Origin of the sequence: Frondihabitans sp. 4ASC-45, assembly GCF_049472575.1 — a bacterium.
Lineage (GTDB): Bacteria > Actinomycetota > Actinomycetes > Actinomycetales > Microbacteriaceae > Frondihabitans.
The window spans coordinates 96,757-114,372 of record NZ_JBCEBN010000003.1 but is presented as its reverse complement, the minus strand read 5'-3'; the positions used below and the strand labels follow the sequence as shown (position 1 = coordinate 114,372).

General features: G+C 68.8%; 18 protein-coding genes. 13 read left to right on the top strand and 5 right to left on the bottom strand.

What is annotated here, in order from left to right:
- The first annotated feature begins 29 nt into the window (after nt 1–29).
- The 5 genes from gatC to VH571_RS06695 are packed head-to-tail and all read left to right on the top strand — an operon-like array spanning nt 30 to nt 4,802.
- Nucleotides 30–329 carry an Asp-tRNA(Asn)/Glu-tRNA(Gln) amidotransferase subunit GatC gene (gene gatC, locus VH571_RS06715; protein ID WP_055962927.1) on the top strand — a complete coding sequence of 100 codons (300 nt, stop codon included), beginning with the start codon at nt 30–32 and terminating at the stop codon, nt 327–329.
- Nucleotides 326–1,870: an Asp-tRNA(Asn)/Glu-tRNA(Gln) amidotransferase subunit GatA gene (gene gatA / locus VH571_RS06710; RefSeq protein WP_123942743.1), complete on the top strand. Its 1,545-nt coding sequence runs from the start codon at nt 326–328 to the stop codon at nt 1,868–1,870. The genes gatC and gatA overlap by 4 nt, the downstream gene beginning before the upstream one ends.
- Entirely contained in the window at nt 1,870–3,378 is a 1,509-nt protein-coding gene (gatB, locus tag VH571_RS06705; protein WP_055962921.1) for an Asp-tRNA(Asn)/Glu-tRNA(Gln) amidotransferase subunit GatB, read from the top strand. Before gatA ends, gatB begins: the two co-directional genes overlap by 1 nt.
- 13 nt (nt 3,379–3,391) lie before the next feature.
- Nucleotides 3,392–3,946, top strand: coding sequence for a hypothetical protein (locus VH571_RS06700; RefSeq protein WP_423263852.1), 555 nt, complete (start codon nt 3,392–3,394; stop codon nt 3,944–3,946).
- 10 nt (nt 3,947–3,956) lie between these two features.
- Nucleotides 3,957–4,802 carry a DUF3097 domain-containing protein gene (locus tag VH571_RS06695; RefSeq protein WP_423263851.1) on the top strand — a complete coding sequence of 282 codons (846 nt, stop codon included), beginning with the start codon at nt 3,957–3,959 and terminating at the stop codon, nt 4,800–4,802.
- Between the two features lie 77 nt (nt 4,803–4,879).
- Here VH571_RS06695 and VH571_RS06690 read toward each other — a convergent pair whose 3' ends face one another.
- Nucleotides 4,880–6,043 (bottom strand): SGNH/GDSL hydrolase family protein, encoded by a 1,164-nt coding sequence (locus tag VH571_RS06690; protein ID WP_423263850.1) that lies wholly within the window; start codon nt 6,041–6,043, stop codon nt 4,880–4,882.
- Nucleotides 6,044–6,136: 93 nt separating this feature from the next.
- On the opposite strand from VH571_RS06690, the gene VH571_RS06685 reads away from it, so the two are divergent.
- From VH571_RS06685 to VH571_RS06675, 3 genes are all read left to right on the top strand, one after another.
- A complete protein-coding gene (locus VH571_RS06685) occupies nt 6,137–6,565 on the top strand; it encodes a VOC family protein (protein ID WP_423263848.1) in 429 nt (142 codons plus the stop codon).
- A gap of 238 nt (nt 6,566–6,803) precedes the next feature.
- Nucleotides 6,804–7,484 carry a spermidine/putrescine ABC transporter substrate-binding protein gene (locus tag VH571_RS06680; RefSeq protein ID WP_423263847.1) on the top strand — a complete coding sequence of 227 codons (681 nt, stop codon included), beginning with the start codon at nt 6,804–6,806 and terminating at the stop codon, nt 7,482–7,484.
- Entirely contained in the window at nt 7,484–7,900 is a 417-nt protein-coding gene (locus tag VH571_RS06675) for a DUF3054 domain-containing protein (protein WP_423263846.1), read from the top strand. The genes VH571_RS06680 and VH571_RS06675 overlap by 1 nt, the downstream gene beginning before the upstream one ends.
- A gap of 31 nt (nt 7,901–7,931) precedes the next feature.
- On the opposite strand, the gene VH571_RS06670 is transcribed toward VH571_RS06675, so the two are convergent.
- Complete coding sequence (locus tag VH571_RS06670; protein ID WP_055962903.1) at nt 7,932–8,252, bottom strand: hypothetical protein; 321 nt, start codon at nt 8,250–8,252, stop codon at nt 7,932–7,934.
- Nucleotides 8,253–8,408: 156 nt separating this feature from the next.
- Here VH571_RS06670 and VH571_RS06665 point away from each other — a divergent pair, with 156 nt between their 5' ends.
- Genes VH571_RS06665 through VH571_RS06655 form a run of 3 tightly spaced genes read left to right on the top strand, consistent with a single transcriptional unit; the run spans nt 8,409 to nt 11,303 of the window.
- Nucleotides 8,409–9,410, top strand: a complete 1,002-nt coding sequence (locus VH571_RS06665) for an SDR family oxidoreductase (protein ID WP_423263845.1) — start codon at nt 8,409–8,411, stop codon at nt 9,408–9,410.
- The gene (locus VH571_RS06660; protein ID WP_423263844.1) at nt 9,407–10,852 is read left to right on the top strand and encodes a phytoene desaturase family protein; all 1,446 of its coding nucleotides are present in this window, start codon (nt 9,407–9,409) and stop codon (nt 10,850–10,852) included. Before VH571_RS06665 ends, VH571_RS06660 begins: the two co-directional genes overlap by 4 nt.
- A 10-nt stretch (nt 10,853–10,862) precedes the next feature.
- Nucleotides 10,863–11,303, top strand: a complete 441-nt coding sequence (locus tag VH571_RS06655; protein ID WP_423263843.1) for an SRPBCC family protein — start codon at nt 10,863–10,865, stop codon at nt 11,301–11,303.
- A gap of 33 nt (nt 11,304–11,336) precedes the next feature.
- Here the strand turns inward: VH571_RS06655 and VH571_RS06650 are convergent, their stop codons facing one another.
- On the bottom strand, nt 11,337–13,016 hold the full coding sequence (locus VH571_RS06650; RefSeq protein ID WP_123942723.1) for a long-chain-fatty-acid--CoA ligase: 1,680 nt from the start codon (nt 13,014–13,016) through the stop codon (nt 11,337–11,339).
- Nucleotides 13,017–13,113: 97 nt separating this feature from the next.
- Between VH571_RS06650 and VH571_RS06645 the strand changes: the two genes are divergently transcribed.
- Both VH571_RS06645 and VH571_RS06640 read left to right on the top strand, forming a co-directional pair.
- Complete coding sequence (locus tag VH571_RS06645) at nt 13,114–13,932, top strand: SDR family oxidoreductase (RefSeq protein WP_423263842.1); 819 nt, start codon at nt 13,114–13,116, stop codon at nt 13,930–13,932.
- A gap of 96 nt (nt 13,933–14,028) precedes the next feature.
- Nucleotides 14,029–14,997 carry an oxygenase MpaB family protein gene (locus tag VH571_RS06640; protein ID WP_423263841.1) on the top strand — a complete coding sequence of 323 codons (969 nt, stop codon included), beginning with the start codon at nt 14,029–14,031 and terminating at the stop codon, nt 14,995–14,997.
- Nucleotides 14,998–15,084: 87 nt separating this feature from the next.
- On the opposite strand, the gene VH571_RS06635 is transcribed toward VH571_RS06640, so the two are convergent.
- Nucleotides 15,085–16,803, bottom strand: a complete 1,719-nt coding sequence (locus VH571_RS06635; RefSeq protein WP_423263840.1) for a long-chain-fatty-acid--CoA ligase — start codon at nt 16,801–16,803, stop codon at nt 15,085–15,087.
- 165 nt (nt 16,804–16,968) lie between these two features.
- Entirely contained in the window at nt 16,969–17,526 is a 558-nt protein-coding gene (locus VH571_RS06630; protein ID WP_423263839.1) for a TIGR03086 family metal-binding protein, read from the bottom strand.
- Nucleotides 17,527–17,616 lie beyond the last annotated feature (90 nt).

The following is a 17,616-nucleotide window of genomic DNA, read 5'->3' as shown; positions in this document are numbered from 1 at the left end:
CTCGGCGGGGCCCGAATAGACTTGGGGCCATGTCTGAAATCACCCGCGAGCAGGTGGAGCACCTGGCAGGTCTCGCCCGCATCGCCCTCACGCCCGACGAGATCGAGAAACTCACCGGAGAGCTGGGGCACATTGTCGACAGCATCGCGAAGGTGCAGGAGGTCGCCGGGCAAGACGTTCCCGCGACGAGCCACCCGATCCCGCTGTCGAACGTGTTCCGCGACGACGTGGTCGGCGAGACGCTGACGCAGGAGCAGGCACTCGCGGGTGCGCCCGAGCACGACGGAAGCCGCTTCAAGGTGAGCGCGATCCTGGGAGAAGAGCAGTGAGCGACGACCTTATTCGCCTGTCGGCAGCCGACCTGGCTTCGAAGCTCGCTTCGGGCGAGGTCTCGAGCGTCGAGGCGACGAAAGCCCACCTCGACCGGATCGCGAGCGTCGACAAAGACGTGCACGCGTTCCTCCACGTGAGCGAGGCGGCCCTTCAGACGGCGGCCGCGATCGACGCGAAGCGCAGTGCCGGAGAGAAGCTCGGCCCGCTCGCGGGTGTGCCGATCGCCATCAAAGACGTGCTGTGCACCTCCGACATGCCCTCGACTTCCGGCTCGAAGATCCTCGAGGGCTGGGTGCCGCCGTACGACGCGACCGTCGTCGCGAAGCTTCGCGCCGCCGACCTCGTGCCGCTCGGCAAGACCAACATGGACGAGTTCGCGATGGGCTCGTCGACCGAGTTCTCGGCCTATGGCCCGACCCACAACCCGTGGAACCTCGACCGGATCCCCGGAGGCTCCGGTGGAGGCTCGGCCGCGGCTGTCGCCGCGTTCGAGGCGCCGCTCGCCCTCGGCAGCGACACCGGCGGATCGATCCGTCAGCCCGGCGCCGTCACGGGCACGGTCGGCGTGAAGCCCACCTACGGCTCGGTGAGCCGATACGGAGCCATCGCGCTCGCATCGTCACTCGATCAGGTCGGGCCCGTCAGCCGCACCGTGCTCGACTCAGCGCTGCTTCACGACGTCATCAAGGGGCACGACAAGCGCGACTCGACTTCGCTGCGCGACGAATGGCCGTCGTTCGCCGATGCGGCCACCGCCGGCCTCGCTCCCGGATCGCTGCAGGGCGTCAAGATCGGCATCGTGAAAGAGCTGAACGGCGACGGCTTCCAGCAGGGAGTCAAGGCCCGCTTCGCCGACGCCGTCGCCTTGCTGACCAGTGCCGGTGCCGAGATCGTCGAGGTCTCGGCCCCCAGCTTCGAGTACGCGATCAGTGCCTACTACCTGATCCTGCCCGCCGAGGCGTCGTCGAACCTCGCCAAGTTCGACTCGGTCCGCTTCGGCCTCCGGGTCAACCCCGAGGGCGGCGGCACGGTCGAGCAGGTCATGTCGGCGACTCGCGAGCAGGGCTTCGGCCCCGAGGTCAAGCGCCGGATCATCCTCGGCACCTACGCGCTCAGCGCGGGCTACTACGACGCCTACTACGGCAGCGCGCAAAAGGTGCGCACGCTCGTGCAGCGCGACTTCGCCCGTATGTTCGACGAGGTCGACATCCTCCTCTCGCCCTCGGCGCCGACCACGGCGTTCCCCATCGGCGAGAAGATCGACGACCCGCTGGCGATGTACCTCAACGACCTGACGACGATCCCGGCGAACCTCGCCGGAATCCCCGGCATGTCGATCCCCATGGGCCTCGCCGACGAAGACGGCCTGCCGACCGGCATCCAGCTCATGGCTCCGGCCCGCGAAGACGCGCGCCTCTACACGTACGGCGCCGCGCTCGAGCAGCTCTTCGAGCAGTCGTGGGGTCACACACTCATCTCGAAGGCGCCGAGCCTCAGCGCCTCCGAACAGTCCGCCGCAACCGAGGGAGTCGTCTGATGGCCGCCCGCCCAGAACTGATGGACTACGACAAGGCTCTCGAGATGTTCGAGCCCGTCGTGGGCTTCGAGGTGCACGTCGAGCTGTCGACTAAGACCAAGATGTTCTCCGACGCCCCGAACGAGTTCGGCGGAGAGCCCAACACGAACATCACGCCGGTCGACCTCGGCCTACCGGGGTCGCTGCCCGTCGTCAACGGCCAGGCCGTGAAGTACGCGATCAGCCTGGGCCTCGCGCTCGGCTGCTCGATCGCTCCGACGTCGCGCTTCGCGCGGAAGAACTATTTCTACCCCGACCTCGCCAAGAACTACCAGATCAGCCAGTCCGACGAGCCGATCGCGTTCGAGGGCTCGGTCGAGGTCGAGATGCCCGACGGCACGCTGTTCACGGTGCCCGTCGAGCGTGCGCACATGGAAGAAGACGCCGGCAAGCTGACTCACGTCGGCGGGTCGACCGGCCGGATCCAGGGCGCCGAGTACTCCCTCGTCGACTACAACCGCGCTGGCGTGCCGCTCGTCGAGATCGTCACGCACCCGATCATCGGCGCGGAGCACCTCGCTCCCGAGCTCGGTGCCGCCTACGTCGAGACCATCCGCGACATCGTCCGAGGTCTCGGCATCTCGGAGGCGAAGATGGAGCGCGGCAACCTGCGCTGCGACGCCAACATCTCACTGCGCCCCCGCGGCCAGGAGAAGCTCGGCACCCGCACCGAGACGAAGAACGTCAACTCGTTCCGCGCTGTCGAGCGCGCGATCCGCTACGAGATCCAGCGTCAGGCCGCGATCCTCGCCGCCGGCGGCTCGATCACGCAGGAGACGCGCCACTGGCACGAAGACACCGGGCGCACCTCCGCCGGGCGCCCCAAGAGCGACGCCGACGACTACCGCTACTTCCCCGAGCCCGACCTGCTCCCGGTCGAGCCGTCGCTCGAGCTGATCGACGAGCTGCGCGCGGCGCTGCCCGAGTCGCCGGCCGTGATGCGGACGCGACTGAAGGCCGAGTGGGGCTTCACCGACCTGGAGTTCCAGGACGTCAAGAATGCCGGTCTGCTCGGTGAGATCGTCGAGACGGTCAGCGCAGGATCCTCGCCCCAGGCCGCTCGCAAATGGTGGACCGGCGAGATCGCGCGCCTTGCCAACGCCGCCGGCCCCGAGGTCGAGGCCTCCTCGCTGGTCACCCCGCAGCAGGTCGCCGAGCTCATCACGCTCATCGACTCCGGCGAGCTCACCGACCGCCTCGCGCGCCAGGTGCTCGAAGGGGTCATCGCCGGCGAGGGCTCGCCGTCCGAGGTCGTCGAGAAGCGCGGGCTCAAGGTGGTCTCCGACGACGGTGCGCTGATCGCGGCGATCGACGACGCGCTGGCTGCCCAGCCCGACGTGCTGGCCAAGATCCGCGACGGCAAGGTGCAGGCGGCTGGCGCGGTGATCGGCGCGGTCATGAAGGCGATGAAGGGCCAGGCCGACGCGGCCCGAGTTCGCGAGCTCGTGCTCGAGAGAGCGCAGGCCTGAGCTGTCCGGCACAGTGTCTTCCCCCGCTTCGAAGGGCACGGCCTGGTGGCTCACGCCGCTGCGTCCGGGCCTGATCGGCCTGGTGGCACTCGTGGTCGCTGTCATCGTGGCCTCGCGGGTGCTGCCCGCCCACTCGATCCTCATCTGGGCCTCGGCGGGCAAGCAGGGGCTGGCGGCGTCACGGAGCGATCTCGAGATCACCGCCACGATCGCCGGGCTCATCGTGCTGGGGGCGTGGAGCCTCGGGTCTCTCGCTTTCGCGGTGACTCCGGCGCGGCACATGCTCGTGCCGCACGCCGCCTACTGGAAGTCGGGAGGACGCGAGCGGGTGCGTGAGATGAAGCACCGCTACTTCATCTACCTGTCGCGGGCCATCGGAATCACGTTCTGGTTTCTCGCCGCCGAGGTGATGGTGGCGGTCGTCTCGCAGAAGAACGGCCTGCTGGAATCGCCGTGGCTGCCGGTGGTCGTCTCGGCGCTGTACATCATCGGCCTGCTCGTGTTCGCGGTGTGGGTCTTCGCCGACGGATTCCAGCCGGCCGAGGCCAAGGCCGCGCGACGCCGCTAGAGGAGGGGCCATGACCGACTTCGATCGCTACGGCGACGACGTCCTCGCGAAGGGCTGGAAAGACGCGGGGCGCAAACCGCCCCGTGTCGTCGACGCCGTGCGCGACCTCGTCGTCGAAGAGACCCGATCAGGGTTCACCGGCGCCATCGTGCGCGTCGAAGCCCAGACGGTGGAGCTCGTCGACTGGAAAGACCGCGTCCGTGCGTTTCCGCTCACCTCGGCCTTCGCGATCGACGGCGAGCCCGTGCGGCTGCAGTACCCCCGGGCGGCGCCTCAGGGGCGTCTCCGGTCGGCCTCCGGGTCATTCGCGGTGACTGACGCCACAGCGCGCGTGGCCTTGCCGAGCCGCATCTTCGTCGAGGGGCGGCACGACGCTGAGCTCGTCGAGAAGGTCTGGGGGCACGATCTGCGGATCGAGGGCGTCGCTGTCGAATACCTCGAGGGCGTCGACCACCTCGCCGACGTGCTCAAGGAGTTCAAGCCCTCGCCCACGCGCAAGGTCGGTGTGCTCGTCGATCACCTGGTGAAGGGCTCGAAAGAGAGCCGCATCGCCGAACAGATCAGCCGCAGCCCGCTCGGGCACTCGGTGCTGGTCGTCGGGCACCCGTACGTCGACGTGTGGCAGTCGGTCAAGCCGGGGCGGCTCGGCATGACGGAGTGGCCGACGATTCCCCGCTCCATCGAGTGGAAGCACGGCATCTGCCAGGCGCTCGGGTGGCCGCACGACGAGCAGGCCGACATCGCTCGGGCGTGGCAGCGGATCCTCGGGCAGGTGCGGACGTTCGCCGACCTCGAGCCGGCCTTTCTGGGCCGAGTCGAAGAGCTGATCGACTTCGTCACGGCGCCCGCCGCGTGAGACCTCAGAATTGACCTCTTGTGGCGCTGATGCCCGGTCGATCTTGACGTCTCGGGTGGATGTCCAGCAGCAATTCGCTAGCGTCGGTCGGCGCGAGCGCGGGTGATACCCCGCCAGGCGAGCAGCACGATCACAGCGAAGACCACGAGGATCCCGCCGAACACGATCCAGCCGAGGTCGATCGTGAAGCCGTCCGACCCTGCGGGCGACGACGTCGGCGAAGGGGACGGGGTGGGCGCGAGAGCAGCCTCGACGGCGGCACCCGTTTGCGCAGCCAGGAAGCGAGCGCCGGCGGCATTCGGATGCAGGGCACCGCGCTGCAGCGAGATGTCGCTGAACCCGGCCGACGCGATCAGAGTGATGCCCTGCATGTACGACCCCGAGGTCGCGCAGCCGGAGTGCGCCCGGGTCGCCGCGAGCGTCGACACGTAGGTGAAGCCGGCGGCCTTCGTAGCGGAGCGGAGGGCGTCGTCGAGGTGATCCTGCACACCGGAGAGGTACTTCACGTCGGTGGCGGTGAAGGGGAAGCCGTTCGTGGGCAGCCCGTCGGTGAGGGTCGACGCCGAGACGACCGGGCGGAAGCATCCCGCAGGGGGAGTGTGGGCTGCGTCCGGGAAGATGGCCGGGTAGCCGACCACGATTACCTTCGCCTGCGGTGCCCGCGACGCGATCGTGGCGAACGCCGATCGGAGCCCCGAGGTGACGTGCCCGTCGATCGCCGCGGCCAGCGAATCGACGCCGTCGGTGACGAGTGCTGACCGGCACGACGACGCCCCCGAGCTGATAACCGGTCCGTCGGCCGAGACCGCGATGCACTTCGACGCCGTCGAGAAGAGACCGGCGTCGTTGCCGCCGATCGACACCGTGACCACTTTCGTCTGGCTGCCGAGGGCATCAGCCTGCGGAGCGGCGCCGTGCTGACGCATCGACACGATGTCGGCGGTGGTCGCACCCGCGCACGACACATCGGTGAGGTCGAGGCCCAGCGACGACGCGACGAGGTGGGGGTAGTCGAGGGCGGACTGACCGCACGCGGCAACAGGACGGCCCGTCGGCTGAGCGAGGCCGTACCCCGCGGCATACGAATCGCCGAGGGCGACGTACTCGGGGCCGTCCGCCGGGCTTGCGGTCGAGGTGGCCGCGGTAGCGGGCAGGGGCAGAGCGACGCCGCAACCGACGAGCAGGGCCAGGACGGGGGCCAAGCGCAGGATCCGACGGATCCTTCGCTTCGTTTTCGGCATCTGCCAATCGTACGGGCACCTTGTGGTGCACCTCCTCCAAGCGGGAGACTGGCGCCGTCACAACGGCTGTGACATCGAGACCGGGAGGGTCCCATGACTATCACGCTCAACCCGTATCTGAGTTTTCGCGGTCAGGCTCGCGAGGCCCTCGACTTCTACGCCTCGGTGCTCGGCGGCACCCCCACCACGATGACCTTCGCCGAGGGCGGCATGGCGGAGCAGTTCCCCGGTGAGGAGCAGCTGCTCATGCACGGCCAACTCGTCACCGACAGCGGCCTGACGCTGATGGCCGCGGACGCCCCGTCGTCGATGCCCGGCGAGTCGGGCAGTGCGATCAGCGTCTCGCTGTCGGGCGGCGGCGACGGCGATTCCGAGACGCTCGCCGCGTACTGGGAAGGGCTCGCCGCGGGCGCCACCATCGTCGCGCCCTACGAGCTGGCTCCCTGGGGAGATCGGTTCGGCATGCTGAAAGACAAGTTCGGCGTCGACTGGATGGTCAACTCGGCTGCTGCCGGCGCCTGATAGGCCTGCTCGGTCTGTTGCCCGCCCGAGCTGTGCCCCGCCCGAGCTGCTGCCCACCCGAGCTGTGGCCCGCCCGAATTTGAAGGAGAAACGTCGCGCAGCCGACGAAGACATCAGGATCCGACGGGGTCGCCGCCCGGTTTCTCCTTCAAATTTGCAGAGGGGGGACGCGATCGGCAGAGGGGGCACGCGATCGGCGTAGCGGTGAATCCGGGGGTCCTCGCCGTACGATGTGCGCATGGCCGATTCGATCGAGGGGCGCGTGCGCAACGGCGTCGACGCCTTCCTTCGATGGCTGCCGCGCTGGGAGATCGGCACCTCCCGGGCACGGACGAAAGTGTGCCGGCTCTGCCTCGGCTCGCCGGTCGCGACAGCGGCGGGGTTCGACCACGAGGTGCCGCACACCGTGCAGCACGCTCTGCTCAGTCGCATGCGCGTCATCATCGACGAGGCGGTCGAGGAGTACACGGCGCGCAACCTGCCACTCGTATCGCGCGAGCTGAGCCGGGCCGCCGAGCCGGAGCCCGCCGGCTACAAGCCCGACGAGGGGCTCGCCCTCGAGTTCCAGGGGCTTGAGATCGATCCCGAGCCGGAGCCCGGACAGCCCTACCTCTTCACCCTCGCCGAACTCGCGGAAGCCGACCGGGTCGTGCCGCCCGCTCGTGCCGAGCCCTCGGATCCTGCCCCCTCGTCGCTCGACGACGCCCCCGCCAGCTACTCGGAAGAAGCCAAAGCCGCATTGCGCACCGAACTCGAACTCGCCGACGACCACGCCCGGCAGGTCGGCACCGCCGTCTGCCTTGCTCTCGTCGAACACCGCACCCGTATCTCCGACGCAATCGACCGCCTCGTCGAACCGCAGATCGACGAGCTCCTCGCGGAACTGTCGCGGGCCCTCGAAAACCCGAGGTCGCGCTGATGGGCGTCATCGATCGGATCGTGAATCCATCGTCGACCGTCTTTCGGCGGTTCCCGTGGTGGTCGTTCGTGATCGACCTGGCGCTGGTGCTGGTCTTCGTGCTGATCGGTCGACGCAGTCACGCGGAGTCGGACGCGTTCGTCGGAGTGCTGACGACGGCCTGGCCGTTCGTGTGCGGGCTGGTGATCGGGTGGCTCGGCATCGTCGGATTCCGGTGGCCGTTCGTGACGCTGCACTCGGGAGTCGTGATCTGGGTCGCGACCGTGTTCGTCGGAATGCTACTGCGCGACTCGTCGGGTCAGGGCGTCGCGGTGAGCTTCGTCATCGTGGCCACCATCGTGCTCGGTGTCTTTCTTCTCGGATGGCGAGCTCTGGCGATCACGCTGGCGAAGCGGCGTCAGCGGACGGCTGCCTAGCCCCGAGCGGCGCGCCCGAAAGGCGCCGGACCTACGACTTGACGCTGTTGTCGAGCGACGGCTCGTCCGAGAGCACGAGGCCGCTCGAGCTGTTCGCGCTCGTGGTCAGCTCGGCCAGCCAGGCCCGGCTGATCGAAGGCACGCGCCCGCCGTTGTACTTGAAGTAGAGGGGGATGCCGGGATCCATCCAAAGGCTCGACCGACCGTCGCCGACCTTCTGCGGGTCTCGCCATGAAAAGAAGAACGACTCGCGACGACGGAGCTTGGTGGCGATCACGATCTGCAGGTGTTCGAGCGTGCGGTCTTCGAACTCGATTTCGATCGAGGTCGAACCGTAGATCAGTGATCCCATGGTTCTCCTTGGTGGTGACGCCGCACGAGTCCCGGATGACACGAGTGCGGCGAAACGAGGGTACCGGACGACGGAGCCCGCGCGGGCTCAGGGTCGCACGACTACCGTGAAGCATCCCGCGGTCAGCCGACCGACGCAACAGCACCGAGGAGATCCATGTCGAACAAGATCGCAGTCGTCACCGGCGGAACCGCCGGCTTGGGCCGTGCCATCGTCCGCGAACTCGCCGAGCGCGGGTGGGATGTCGCGATCCTGGCGCGCGGCGAAGACGGGCTCGACGGGGCAGCCGCCGACGTTCGCAGCACGGGCCGCCGAGCCCTGCCGATAAGCGTCGACGTGGCCGACAACGACGCCGTCGAGGCCGCAGCCGAGCGGATCGAGCTCGAGCTCGGCGAGATCGACCTCTGGGTCAACGACGCGATGGTGGGCGTCTTCGGCGAGTTCCTCACCACCGACCCGGGCGACTTCGAGCGGGCCACGCACGTCAACTACTTCGGCTTCGTCAACGGCACCCGCGCAGCTCTCAAGCGCATGGTTCCCCGCGACCGCGGCCACGTCATCCAGATCGGGTCGGCACTCGCGCACCGCGGCATTCCGCTCCAGGCCGCCTACTGCGCCTCCAAGCACGCGATCACGGGCTTCACCGAGTCGGTCACGACCGAGCTGATCCACAACAAGAGTCACGTGAAGATCTCGCAGGTCGACATGCCCGCGATGAACACCATCCAGTTCAACTGGGTCAAGTCGCAGCTGCCCGACCACCCGCAGCCCGTTCCCACGATCTTCCAGCCGGAGACCTGCGCCCGTGCCGTCGCCGACGTCGCCGAACGACCTCGCCGCCGCAGCTGGATCGGCGAGCCGACCGTCATGACGGTGCTCGGCAACCGGTTCGTCGCAAGCTTCCTCGACGTCTATCTCGCCAAGACGGGCTATTCCGGTCAGCAGGCCCCCGAGAAGTCGGAGCCCATGCTGCCGACGAACCTCTACGAGCCCGTGGCCGGCGATCACGGCTCACGCGGCATCTTCAGCGACAAGGCCAAAGAGTCGAGCCCGCAGATCTGGTACACCCAGCACCGGACGGTGACTTACGCCGCCGCGATCGGCGCGGCTGCGGCGGGGCTCACGGCGCTGGTGGCGGGCGTCAAGGCGCGCAAGTGACCGACGACGCCATCGTCGTCGGAGCCGGCCCCAACGGACTGGCAGCGGCCGTCGTGCTCGCGCGGGCCGGGCTGAAGGTAAGGGTGCTCGAACGGAACGACACGATCGGCGGCGGCGCGCGCACGGCCGAGTTGACGCTCCCCGGGTTCCTGCACGACATCTGCTCGGCCGTGCACCCCATGGGCGCGGTCTCTGGATTCTTCCGGCGGTTCGAACTCGACCGCAGGATCCCGATGCTCACCCCCGACATCAGCTACGCGCACCCGCTGGCTGACGGCCGGGCGGGCATCGCGCACCGGAGTCTCGCCGACACGGTGGCCGGCCTGGGCCCCGACGGCCGCTCGTACGAGCGTCTGCTCGGCGACCTCGTCGCCCGCGACGACCAGCTCGCGCAGTTCTCGCTGTCATCGCTGCTGCAGCTTCCCCGCCATCCCGCCACCGCAGCCCTCTTCGGCCTCGCGATGCTCGACCAGGGCATGCCGTGGTGGTACGAGCGCTGGCGTACCGAAGAGGCGCCGGCAATGCTCGCCGGCGTGATGGCGCACGCGATCCGTCCGATGCCGACCCTCGCGGCCTCCGCCGCGGGCCTCGCTCTCGCGGTGCACGCGCACGCTCGCGGTTGGCCTCTGCCTCGGGGCGGAAGTCAGAGCATCATCGACGCTCTCGCCGCCGACGTGATCGCGCACGGGGGTGAGATCGAGACCGGTGTCGAGGTGACGTCGCTCGACGAGGTCGCCCACGCCAAGGCAGTCGTCTTCGACGTCAGCGCCCGGGCGATGGCCGCGATCGGCGGCGACCGCTTCCCCTCCTGGTACTCGCGCGCGCTGAACAAGTTCCAGTACGGCAACGCCGCCTCGAAGGTCGACTTCGCCCTCTCGGAGCCGGTGCCGTGGCTGAACGCCGACGTGCGCCGATCGCCGACCGTGCATCTCGGCGGCACCCGCGAGCAAGTGGCGGCCGCCGAGAGAGCGGTGGCCCAAGGGCGCCATGCGCCGGATCCTTTCGTCTTGGTCGTTCAGCAGGGAGTGATCGACCCGACCCGAGCCCCCGAAGGCAAGGCGGCGCTCTGGGCGTACACGCACGTGCCGCGCGACAGCGACATCGACCAGACCGAGGTCATCACCCGCGAGATCGAGAAATACGCGCCCGGGTTCCGCGACACGATCCTCGCATCGGTGTCCCGGACGGCCAAAGACCTCGAGAACTACGACCCGAACTACATCGGCGGCGACATCGCCACTGGGGCGCCGAGCGTCAAGCAGCTCATCGCGCGGCCGATCATCGATGTCGACCCGTGGCGCACGCCGGAAAAGGGCGTCTACCTCGGGTCGTCGTCGACCCCGCCCGGGCCGAGCGTGCACGGTCTCGGTGGCGCCTACGCGGCCCGAAGTGCACTGCGACACGAATTCGGCATACGCTCGCTTCCTCACCTCGGACTCTGAAAGGGGCGCCATGTCTGTTCGCCACCGCCTGATCCACGCCACACCCGAAGCCGTTTTCGACGTGCTCGCCGACGGCTGGCTGTTCGCGAGCTGGGTCGTGGGCTCCGCCCGGATCCGCGACGTGTCGGATGCCTGGCCGGCCCCCGGATCCGAGATCCATCACTCGTTCGGCTCCTGGCCGGTCGTGATCGACGACACGACCTCGTCGGTGGAATGGGATGCCCCTCGGCACGCGAAGTTCGTCGCGCGAGGCTGGCCGATCGGCGAAGCGGTCGTGATCATCGACGTCAAGCGGCACAACGACGGCTGCGTCGTCCGCATGGAAGAGTTCGCCTCGAAGGGCCCCGGCCTCGTGGTGCCGAAACCACTCATGGCGATAGCGCTCAACATTCGCAACACCGAGGCGCTGCAGCGTCTCGCCTGGCTCGCCGAGGGGCGCGCCGGGCGCTGACGCGCGGCCGGCGCTGCCCTCGGTAGGCAAGGCCTACTTCTTGAGCAGCTGCTCTTTCACGTGGCGGCGGATGACCTTGCCGATGAGCGACTTGGGCAGGCTGTCGACAACGACGATGCGACGCGGAACCTTGTAGGCGGCGAGGTTCTCGCGCGCGAACTCGCGCAGTGCCGCCTCGTCAAGGGTCGTGCCGGGCTCGACGACCACCGCGGCGGTCACCTGCTCGTTGGACGAGGATCCGAGACCCACGACCGCGACATCGGCCACCCCCGCGAACTGCTTGAGCGTGTCTTCGACCTCGGACGGCGACACGTTGAAGCCGCCGGTGATGATGAGGTCTTTGATGCGGTCCACGATGGTGAAGTAGCCGTCGTCCGAGATGGTGACGATGTCGCCCGTGCGGAACCAGTCGCCCGTGAAGACCTCGGCGGTCTCATCGGGGCGCTTGTAGTAGCCGCTGAAGACCTGCGGTCCGCGCACCACGAGCTCGCCGCGCTCACCGAGCGGGACGTCTTTCGTCGGGTCGTCCGGGTCGACGGCGCGGGCCTCGGTGCTCGGCAGGGGCATGCCGACGGTCCCGGCACGGCGACTGTCGGCGACCGGGTTCGCCATCAGCACGGGGGAGGTCTCGCTGAGGCCGTAGCCCTCGATGAGCCACCCGTGCGAGCGCTCCTCCCAGGGCTCGACCACGGAGGCCGAGAGCGGCATGGCGCCCGAGATGGCGATCTCGATGCCGTTGAGCGAGACGCCGGCATCGTCGGCCGCCCGCTGCAGCCGCTGGTAGATCGGAGGCACGGCGGGCAGGAATGTCGGCGGGTGCTTCTTCATCGCCTTCAGCACGAGCGACGGCTCGAACGCGGGGAACAGCACGAGGCGCGATCCCATCCGCATGGCAAAGGTGAGGCAGAGCGTGAGGCCGTACGCGTGGAACATCGGCAGCACTGCGTAGACGACGCTCGAGCCCTCCTGGATCTGCGGGATCCAGGCCTGGCACTGTGCGGCATTCGACAGGAGGTTGCCATGGGTGAGCATCGCACCCTTGGGGCTGCCCGTGGTGCCGGAGGTGTACTGGATGAGAGCCAGATCGCCCGTCTCGGGGCGCGGGTGGTTCGCGTCGATGCGAGGGGACGCCGCGATCTTCTCCCACGGAGTCGTGCCCGAGACGCTCGTCGTGAGGCGCTCGCGCGACTCGCGGGCCTTCTTGATCGGCAGGCGGAGCTGGGCGCGCATCGAGAAGAGCATCGCCTTGGTCACGTCGATCGACACAATGCCGTCGAGGGGCACCTCGGCCGGGAACTTCTGCAGCGTCGCTACCGTCTTGTCCCACGCGATGGCGAAGCGAGCGCCGTGGTCTTCGAACTGGTGCTGCAGCTCGCGCGGCGTGTAGAGCGGGTTGTGCTCGACGACGATGGCGCCGAGACGCAGGATCGCGTAGAACGCGACGACGTGCTGGGGGCAGTTCGGCAGGATCAGCGCGACGGTGTCGCCCTTCTTCACCCCAAGGCGGCGGAGGCCTTCGGCGGCCCGCTGGATCTCTTCGACCATGTCTTCGTAGGTCGTCTCCGCGCCGAAGTACTCGAGCGCCACGGCCTTCGGGTATTTCTGAGCGGTGTCGCGGACCAGATCGATGAGGGAGCCGGTCGCGGGCTCGATGTCGTGAGGGATGCCGGGGGCGTAGGAGCCCAGCCAGGGACGGGCGCTGTCGATGGTCACTGCACCACTCTAGAAGGTTCGGGGGACGAACCTGGGGAAGCCGAGGATCCGAGGGAGTTGCCTGACCCAGGAATCACTCATCGAAAGGAACACGACAGTGAGCAAGGTTTGGTTCATCACCGGCGCATCCAAGGGCTTCGGCCGCGAGTGGGCCGAGGCGGCCCTCGAGCGCGGCGACAAGGTCGCGGCCACCGCCCGCAAGATCGAGACGCTCGACTCCCTCGTCGAGCAGTACGGCGACAGCGTACTGCCGCTGACGCTCGACGTCACCGACCGCTCGGCCGATTTCGCCGCCGTCCAGCAGGCGGCCGAGCACTTCGGCGCCCTCGACGTCGTCGTCAACAACGCCGGATACGGTCACTTCGGCATGATCGAGGAGATCACCGAAGACGAGCTCCGCGCCCAACTCGAGACGAACCTGTTCGGCGCCTTCTGGGTCACCCAGGCGGCGCTGCCGATCATGCGCAAGCAGGGTTCGGGCCACATCATCCAGGTGTCGAGCATCGGCGGCATCAGCGCCTTCCCGACGGTCGGCGCGTACCACGCGTCGAAGTGGGCGCTCGAAGGCTTCTCGCAGTCCCTCTCGCAGGAGGTCGCCGGCTTCGGAATCGACGTCACCCTGATCGAGCCCGGCGGATTCTCGACCGACTGGTCGGGGCCCTCGGCCTCGCGCAGCGACGAGCTGCCCGAGTACAAGGACGTCCGTGAGGCCGCCGCCAGCCGTCCGTCGGCGAACAACCCCGGCGACCCGAAGGCGACCCGCACGGCGATCCTCAAGGTCGTCGACGCCGAGAAGCCGCCGCTGCGCATCTTCTTCGGCAAGGCGCCCATCGAGATCGCGACGAAGGACTACGAGTCCCGTCTGGCGACCTGGAACGAATGGCAGCCCGTCTCCGTCGAGGCGCACGGCAACTGATCGAAAGCGACTGAACACAGGCAGCCGTTCCCGCTGATCGCTCGGACCCGAGCGATCAGGGGGCCCGCTGTCAGGTGGCTGGCATTCACTGGACGGATGCCAGCCACTGCTTCGTCCGGGGCCCCTTCGACTGATGCCCCCTCGGGCCTCGCCCGCGTCACCGAACCGATCCGCTCGCGCCTTCAGTACACCTTCAACGGCCAGCGCACGGGCACACCCGAGTGGGTCAGCGACCTCGAGAAGGGCGACGACCCCGGCTTCTTCGGGCCGGGATCGGCCGTGTGGGCCGTGCACGGCGGCATGTCGACGATCCCCGCGGGAGTTCGCGCGCTGCTCGTGCAGGCGCTTCACCCGGGAGCGCTCGCCGGGGTGCACGACCACTCTCGGTATCGGGAGGATCCTCTGGGCCGTCTCGCCGGCACGATCCGCTGGATCTTCACCGTCTCGTACGGTTCGCAGGAGGCCGCAACCCACGCGTCGAACTGGGTGCTCCGGCTGCACGAGAAGGTGAGTGGCAGCTACGACGACCGCCACGGCGTCTCGCACGACTACAAGGCCAACGACCCCGACCTGCTCGCCTGGGTGCATATGGCGTTCGCCGACTCGTTTCTGGCGGCGGCCATGGCATGGGGCGACCCCATCCCGGGCGGCCCCGACGCGTACGTGCGCGAGTGGGCCAAAGCTGGCGAGCTCATGGGAGTCCAGGATCCGCCGCGTTCCGTCGCTCAGATGCAGGCGCAACTGGCGGCCTTCGACGATGCCGGCATCCTCGAGCGCTCGGCCCGCACCGATGACGTCGTGAAGTTCCTGCGCCGACCACCGCTCTTTCCGGTGCTGCGCGCCGGCTACCCCGTGCTGTTCAACGGCGCCGTGCGCACCCTGTCGTCGCGCCATCGTGATCTGCTCGGGCTTCGCGCGCCCCACCTCGGCCCGCTCGACCTACCGACGCGGGCCCCCGCGGGCGCCATGCTCGCCGGGATCGGCGCGCTACTGGGGCCGGAGCCGGTCGCCGCCAAACACGCGCGATTGCGGAGGGCACGGCTCGGTATCGCGGATCCTGCGTAGCGTTCGAGGGCGAGGTCGCGCGAATCGGCCGACATCGCGCGCCGCGGCGCCGCTACCTTGGCCGATCCACGCGAGGTCGCACGGCGATCACGGGCGGGCGATGAGCTCGTCGCGCACCTTCCGCCGCAGCACCTTGCCGATCAGGTTGCGCGGCAACTCGTCGACCACGAACAGGTGTTTCGGCACCTTGTAGGCGGCGAGGTTGTCGCGCAACTGCGCCCGAGCGGCCTCCTCGTCGAATGACACGCCCGGTTCGAGCACGACCACGGCGGTGACATCCTCGCCGCCGGCCTCGCGCGGCAGGCCTACGACGGCCGCGTCGGCCACGCCGTCGATGCCGCGCACGGCGTCTTCCACCTCGGAGGGTGCGACATTGAAGCCGCCGGTCACGATCAGCTCCTTGATGCGATCGACGATCGTGATGAAGCCGTCGTCGCTCATGGTGACGATGTCTCCGGTGCGGAACCATGCGCCCTCGAGCAGCACGGCGGCCGTCTCGTCGGGCCTGCGCCAATACCCCTGGAACACCTGCGGACCCTTGAGGAGCAGCTCACCGGGCTCTCCGGGTTCGACCGGCACCGTGGGATCCTCGCGTTTCACGACCTTCGCGAAGGTCGATGGGAATGGCACGCCGACCGTGCCCGAGCGCCGCGACGGCCCGACCGGGTTGCCGAGCGCGACGGGAGAAGTCTCGGTCAGGCCGAATCCCTCGACGAGGATCCCGCGGCTCACTTCCTCCCACGCGGTCACGGTCGAGGCCGGCAGGTTCATCGCACCCGAGATCGCAGCTCGGCAGGCTGTCAGGTCGACCTTCCGCTCGCGGGCGGCGTCGGCCAGACGCTGGTAGATCGGCGGCACGGCCGGGAGGAACGTCGGCGGGTGCTTCTTCGCCGCGGCGAGCACGAGGTCGACGTCGAACTTCGGGAACAGCACGAGTCGGGCACCGATGCGCATCGCGAACGTGAGGCACAGCGTGAGGCCGTATGCGTGGAAGAACGGCAGGACCCCATAGACGGTCTCGGCCCCGTCGTCGAGACCCGGCACCCAGGCCCGGCCCTGCTCGACATTGCTGCGCAGGTTGCGGTGGCTGAGGATCGCACCCTTCGGCGTTCCCGTCGTGCCGCTCGTGTACTGGAGCAGCGCGATGTCGTCGGCTGCGGGCCGATCGTGCTTTCGTCGCAGCGGACGGTGGTCGACGAGGTCGGCCCAGGTGGTGACCGTCTTGCCGCTCGTGACGGGCTTGGCTGTCGTCAGCGCCGCCTTCGAGTCGCGCGCCTTCTTGATGGGCAGCCGAAGGGCCAGGCGCTTGCCCAGAGGTAGTTCACGGGTGATGTCGACGGCGACGATCCGGTCGAAGCGGATGTCGCTCGGCATGGACGCGAGGCAGTCGACGAGGGTGTCCCACGCGATCGCGACCTTCGCCTCGTGGTCTTCGAAGAGGTGGCGAAGCTCGCGGTCGGTGTACAGCGGATTGTGCTCGACGACGACGGCGCCGAGTCGAAGGATCGCGTAGAAGGCGACGACGTGCTGCGGGCAGTTCGGCAGCAGCAGAGCGACCCGATCGCCAGGCTCGACACCGAGGCGTCGGAGGCCCTCCGCGGCGCGCAGGATCCGATCGTGCAGGTCTCGGTAGGTGGTCTCGCGCCCGAAGAACTCCAGCGCCGTCCGGCTGCGGTACGTGCTCGCCGCCTCGTCGATGAGGTCGACCAGCGTTGCATCGGAGGGCTCGATGTCGTGCGGGACACCTAGGGCGTAGTGAGCGAGCCAGGGGCGGTCGACGTCGACCGGGAGCTGTGAGGCTGACATGGGCCAAGCCAACCATGGGCGGCTGTGGGGGTGCGGTGGTGGAGTGGCAGCCCGGGCAAGGGCGCTGAGCTGCTGAGCGACGCGAATCGGCCAAAGCAACGCGGCGCGCCACGTCGGATTGGCCGATCCGCGTCAGAAAGCCCTGGCTCGCCAGAGCGACGCGGGTCAGCTCGCGTCGCGACCCGTCAGCGCGAGCAGGCGCACCCGCAGCGGCGCGTTATCGGGCACCGGCACGATCGGCGCGAAGAGGCCGCTCGCGGCGAGCCCCTCGGCCTGCGGCTCGAACACTCCCCACACGGCGTCGACGAGCGCGTCGTCGAGCTCTTCGCTGGTGCCGGTGGCGCGGGCAAGATCCCAGGAGTGGATCGTCACGTCACCGACCTGCTCGGCGAGGTAGTCGGACGCGGTCACGGTGTCGTACGAGAGATGCACTTCGCGGTCGAGGTCGGCCTGTTGCCACGCGTCCAGAGCGGAAGCGGCGTGGCGATGCCACTCGAGAGCCAGGTCGTCGCCGAGCGGGGCGACGGCGAGCTTTGCCTCAGAGGTGGTCTTGCCGGCAAGCAAGAGCGGCACCCACTGCTGGTCGTCGATCACGTGGGCGACGAGGTCGCGGGTGGTCCAGTCGGTGTCGGGTGTCGGGGCATCCCAGTCGGTGACAGCGGCGATGCGGTCGGCGAACTCGGCGTGGGCGAGGCGAAGGAGGGCGATCCAGTCGGTGGTCACGGTGTGATCCTCTCGTGTCGGGCCCTGGGCAGTGGCACACGGCCCCGGGGCTTGGTGCAACTCTGACCCTTGTCGAGGTGTTCCCGGGCC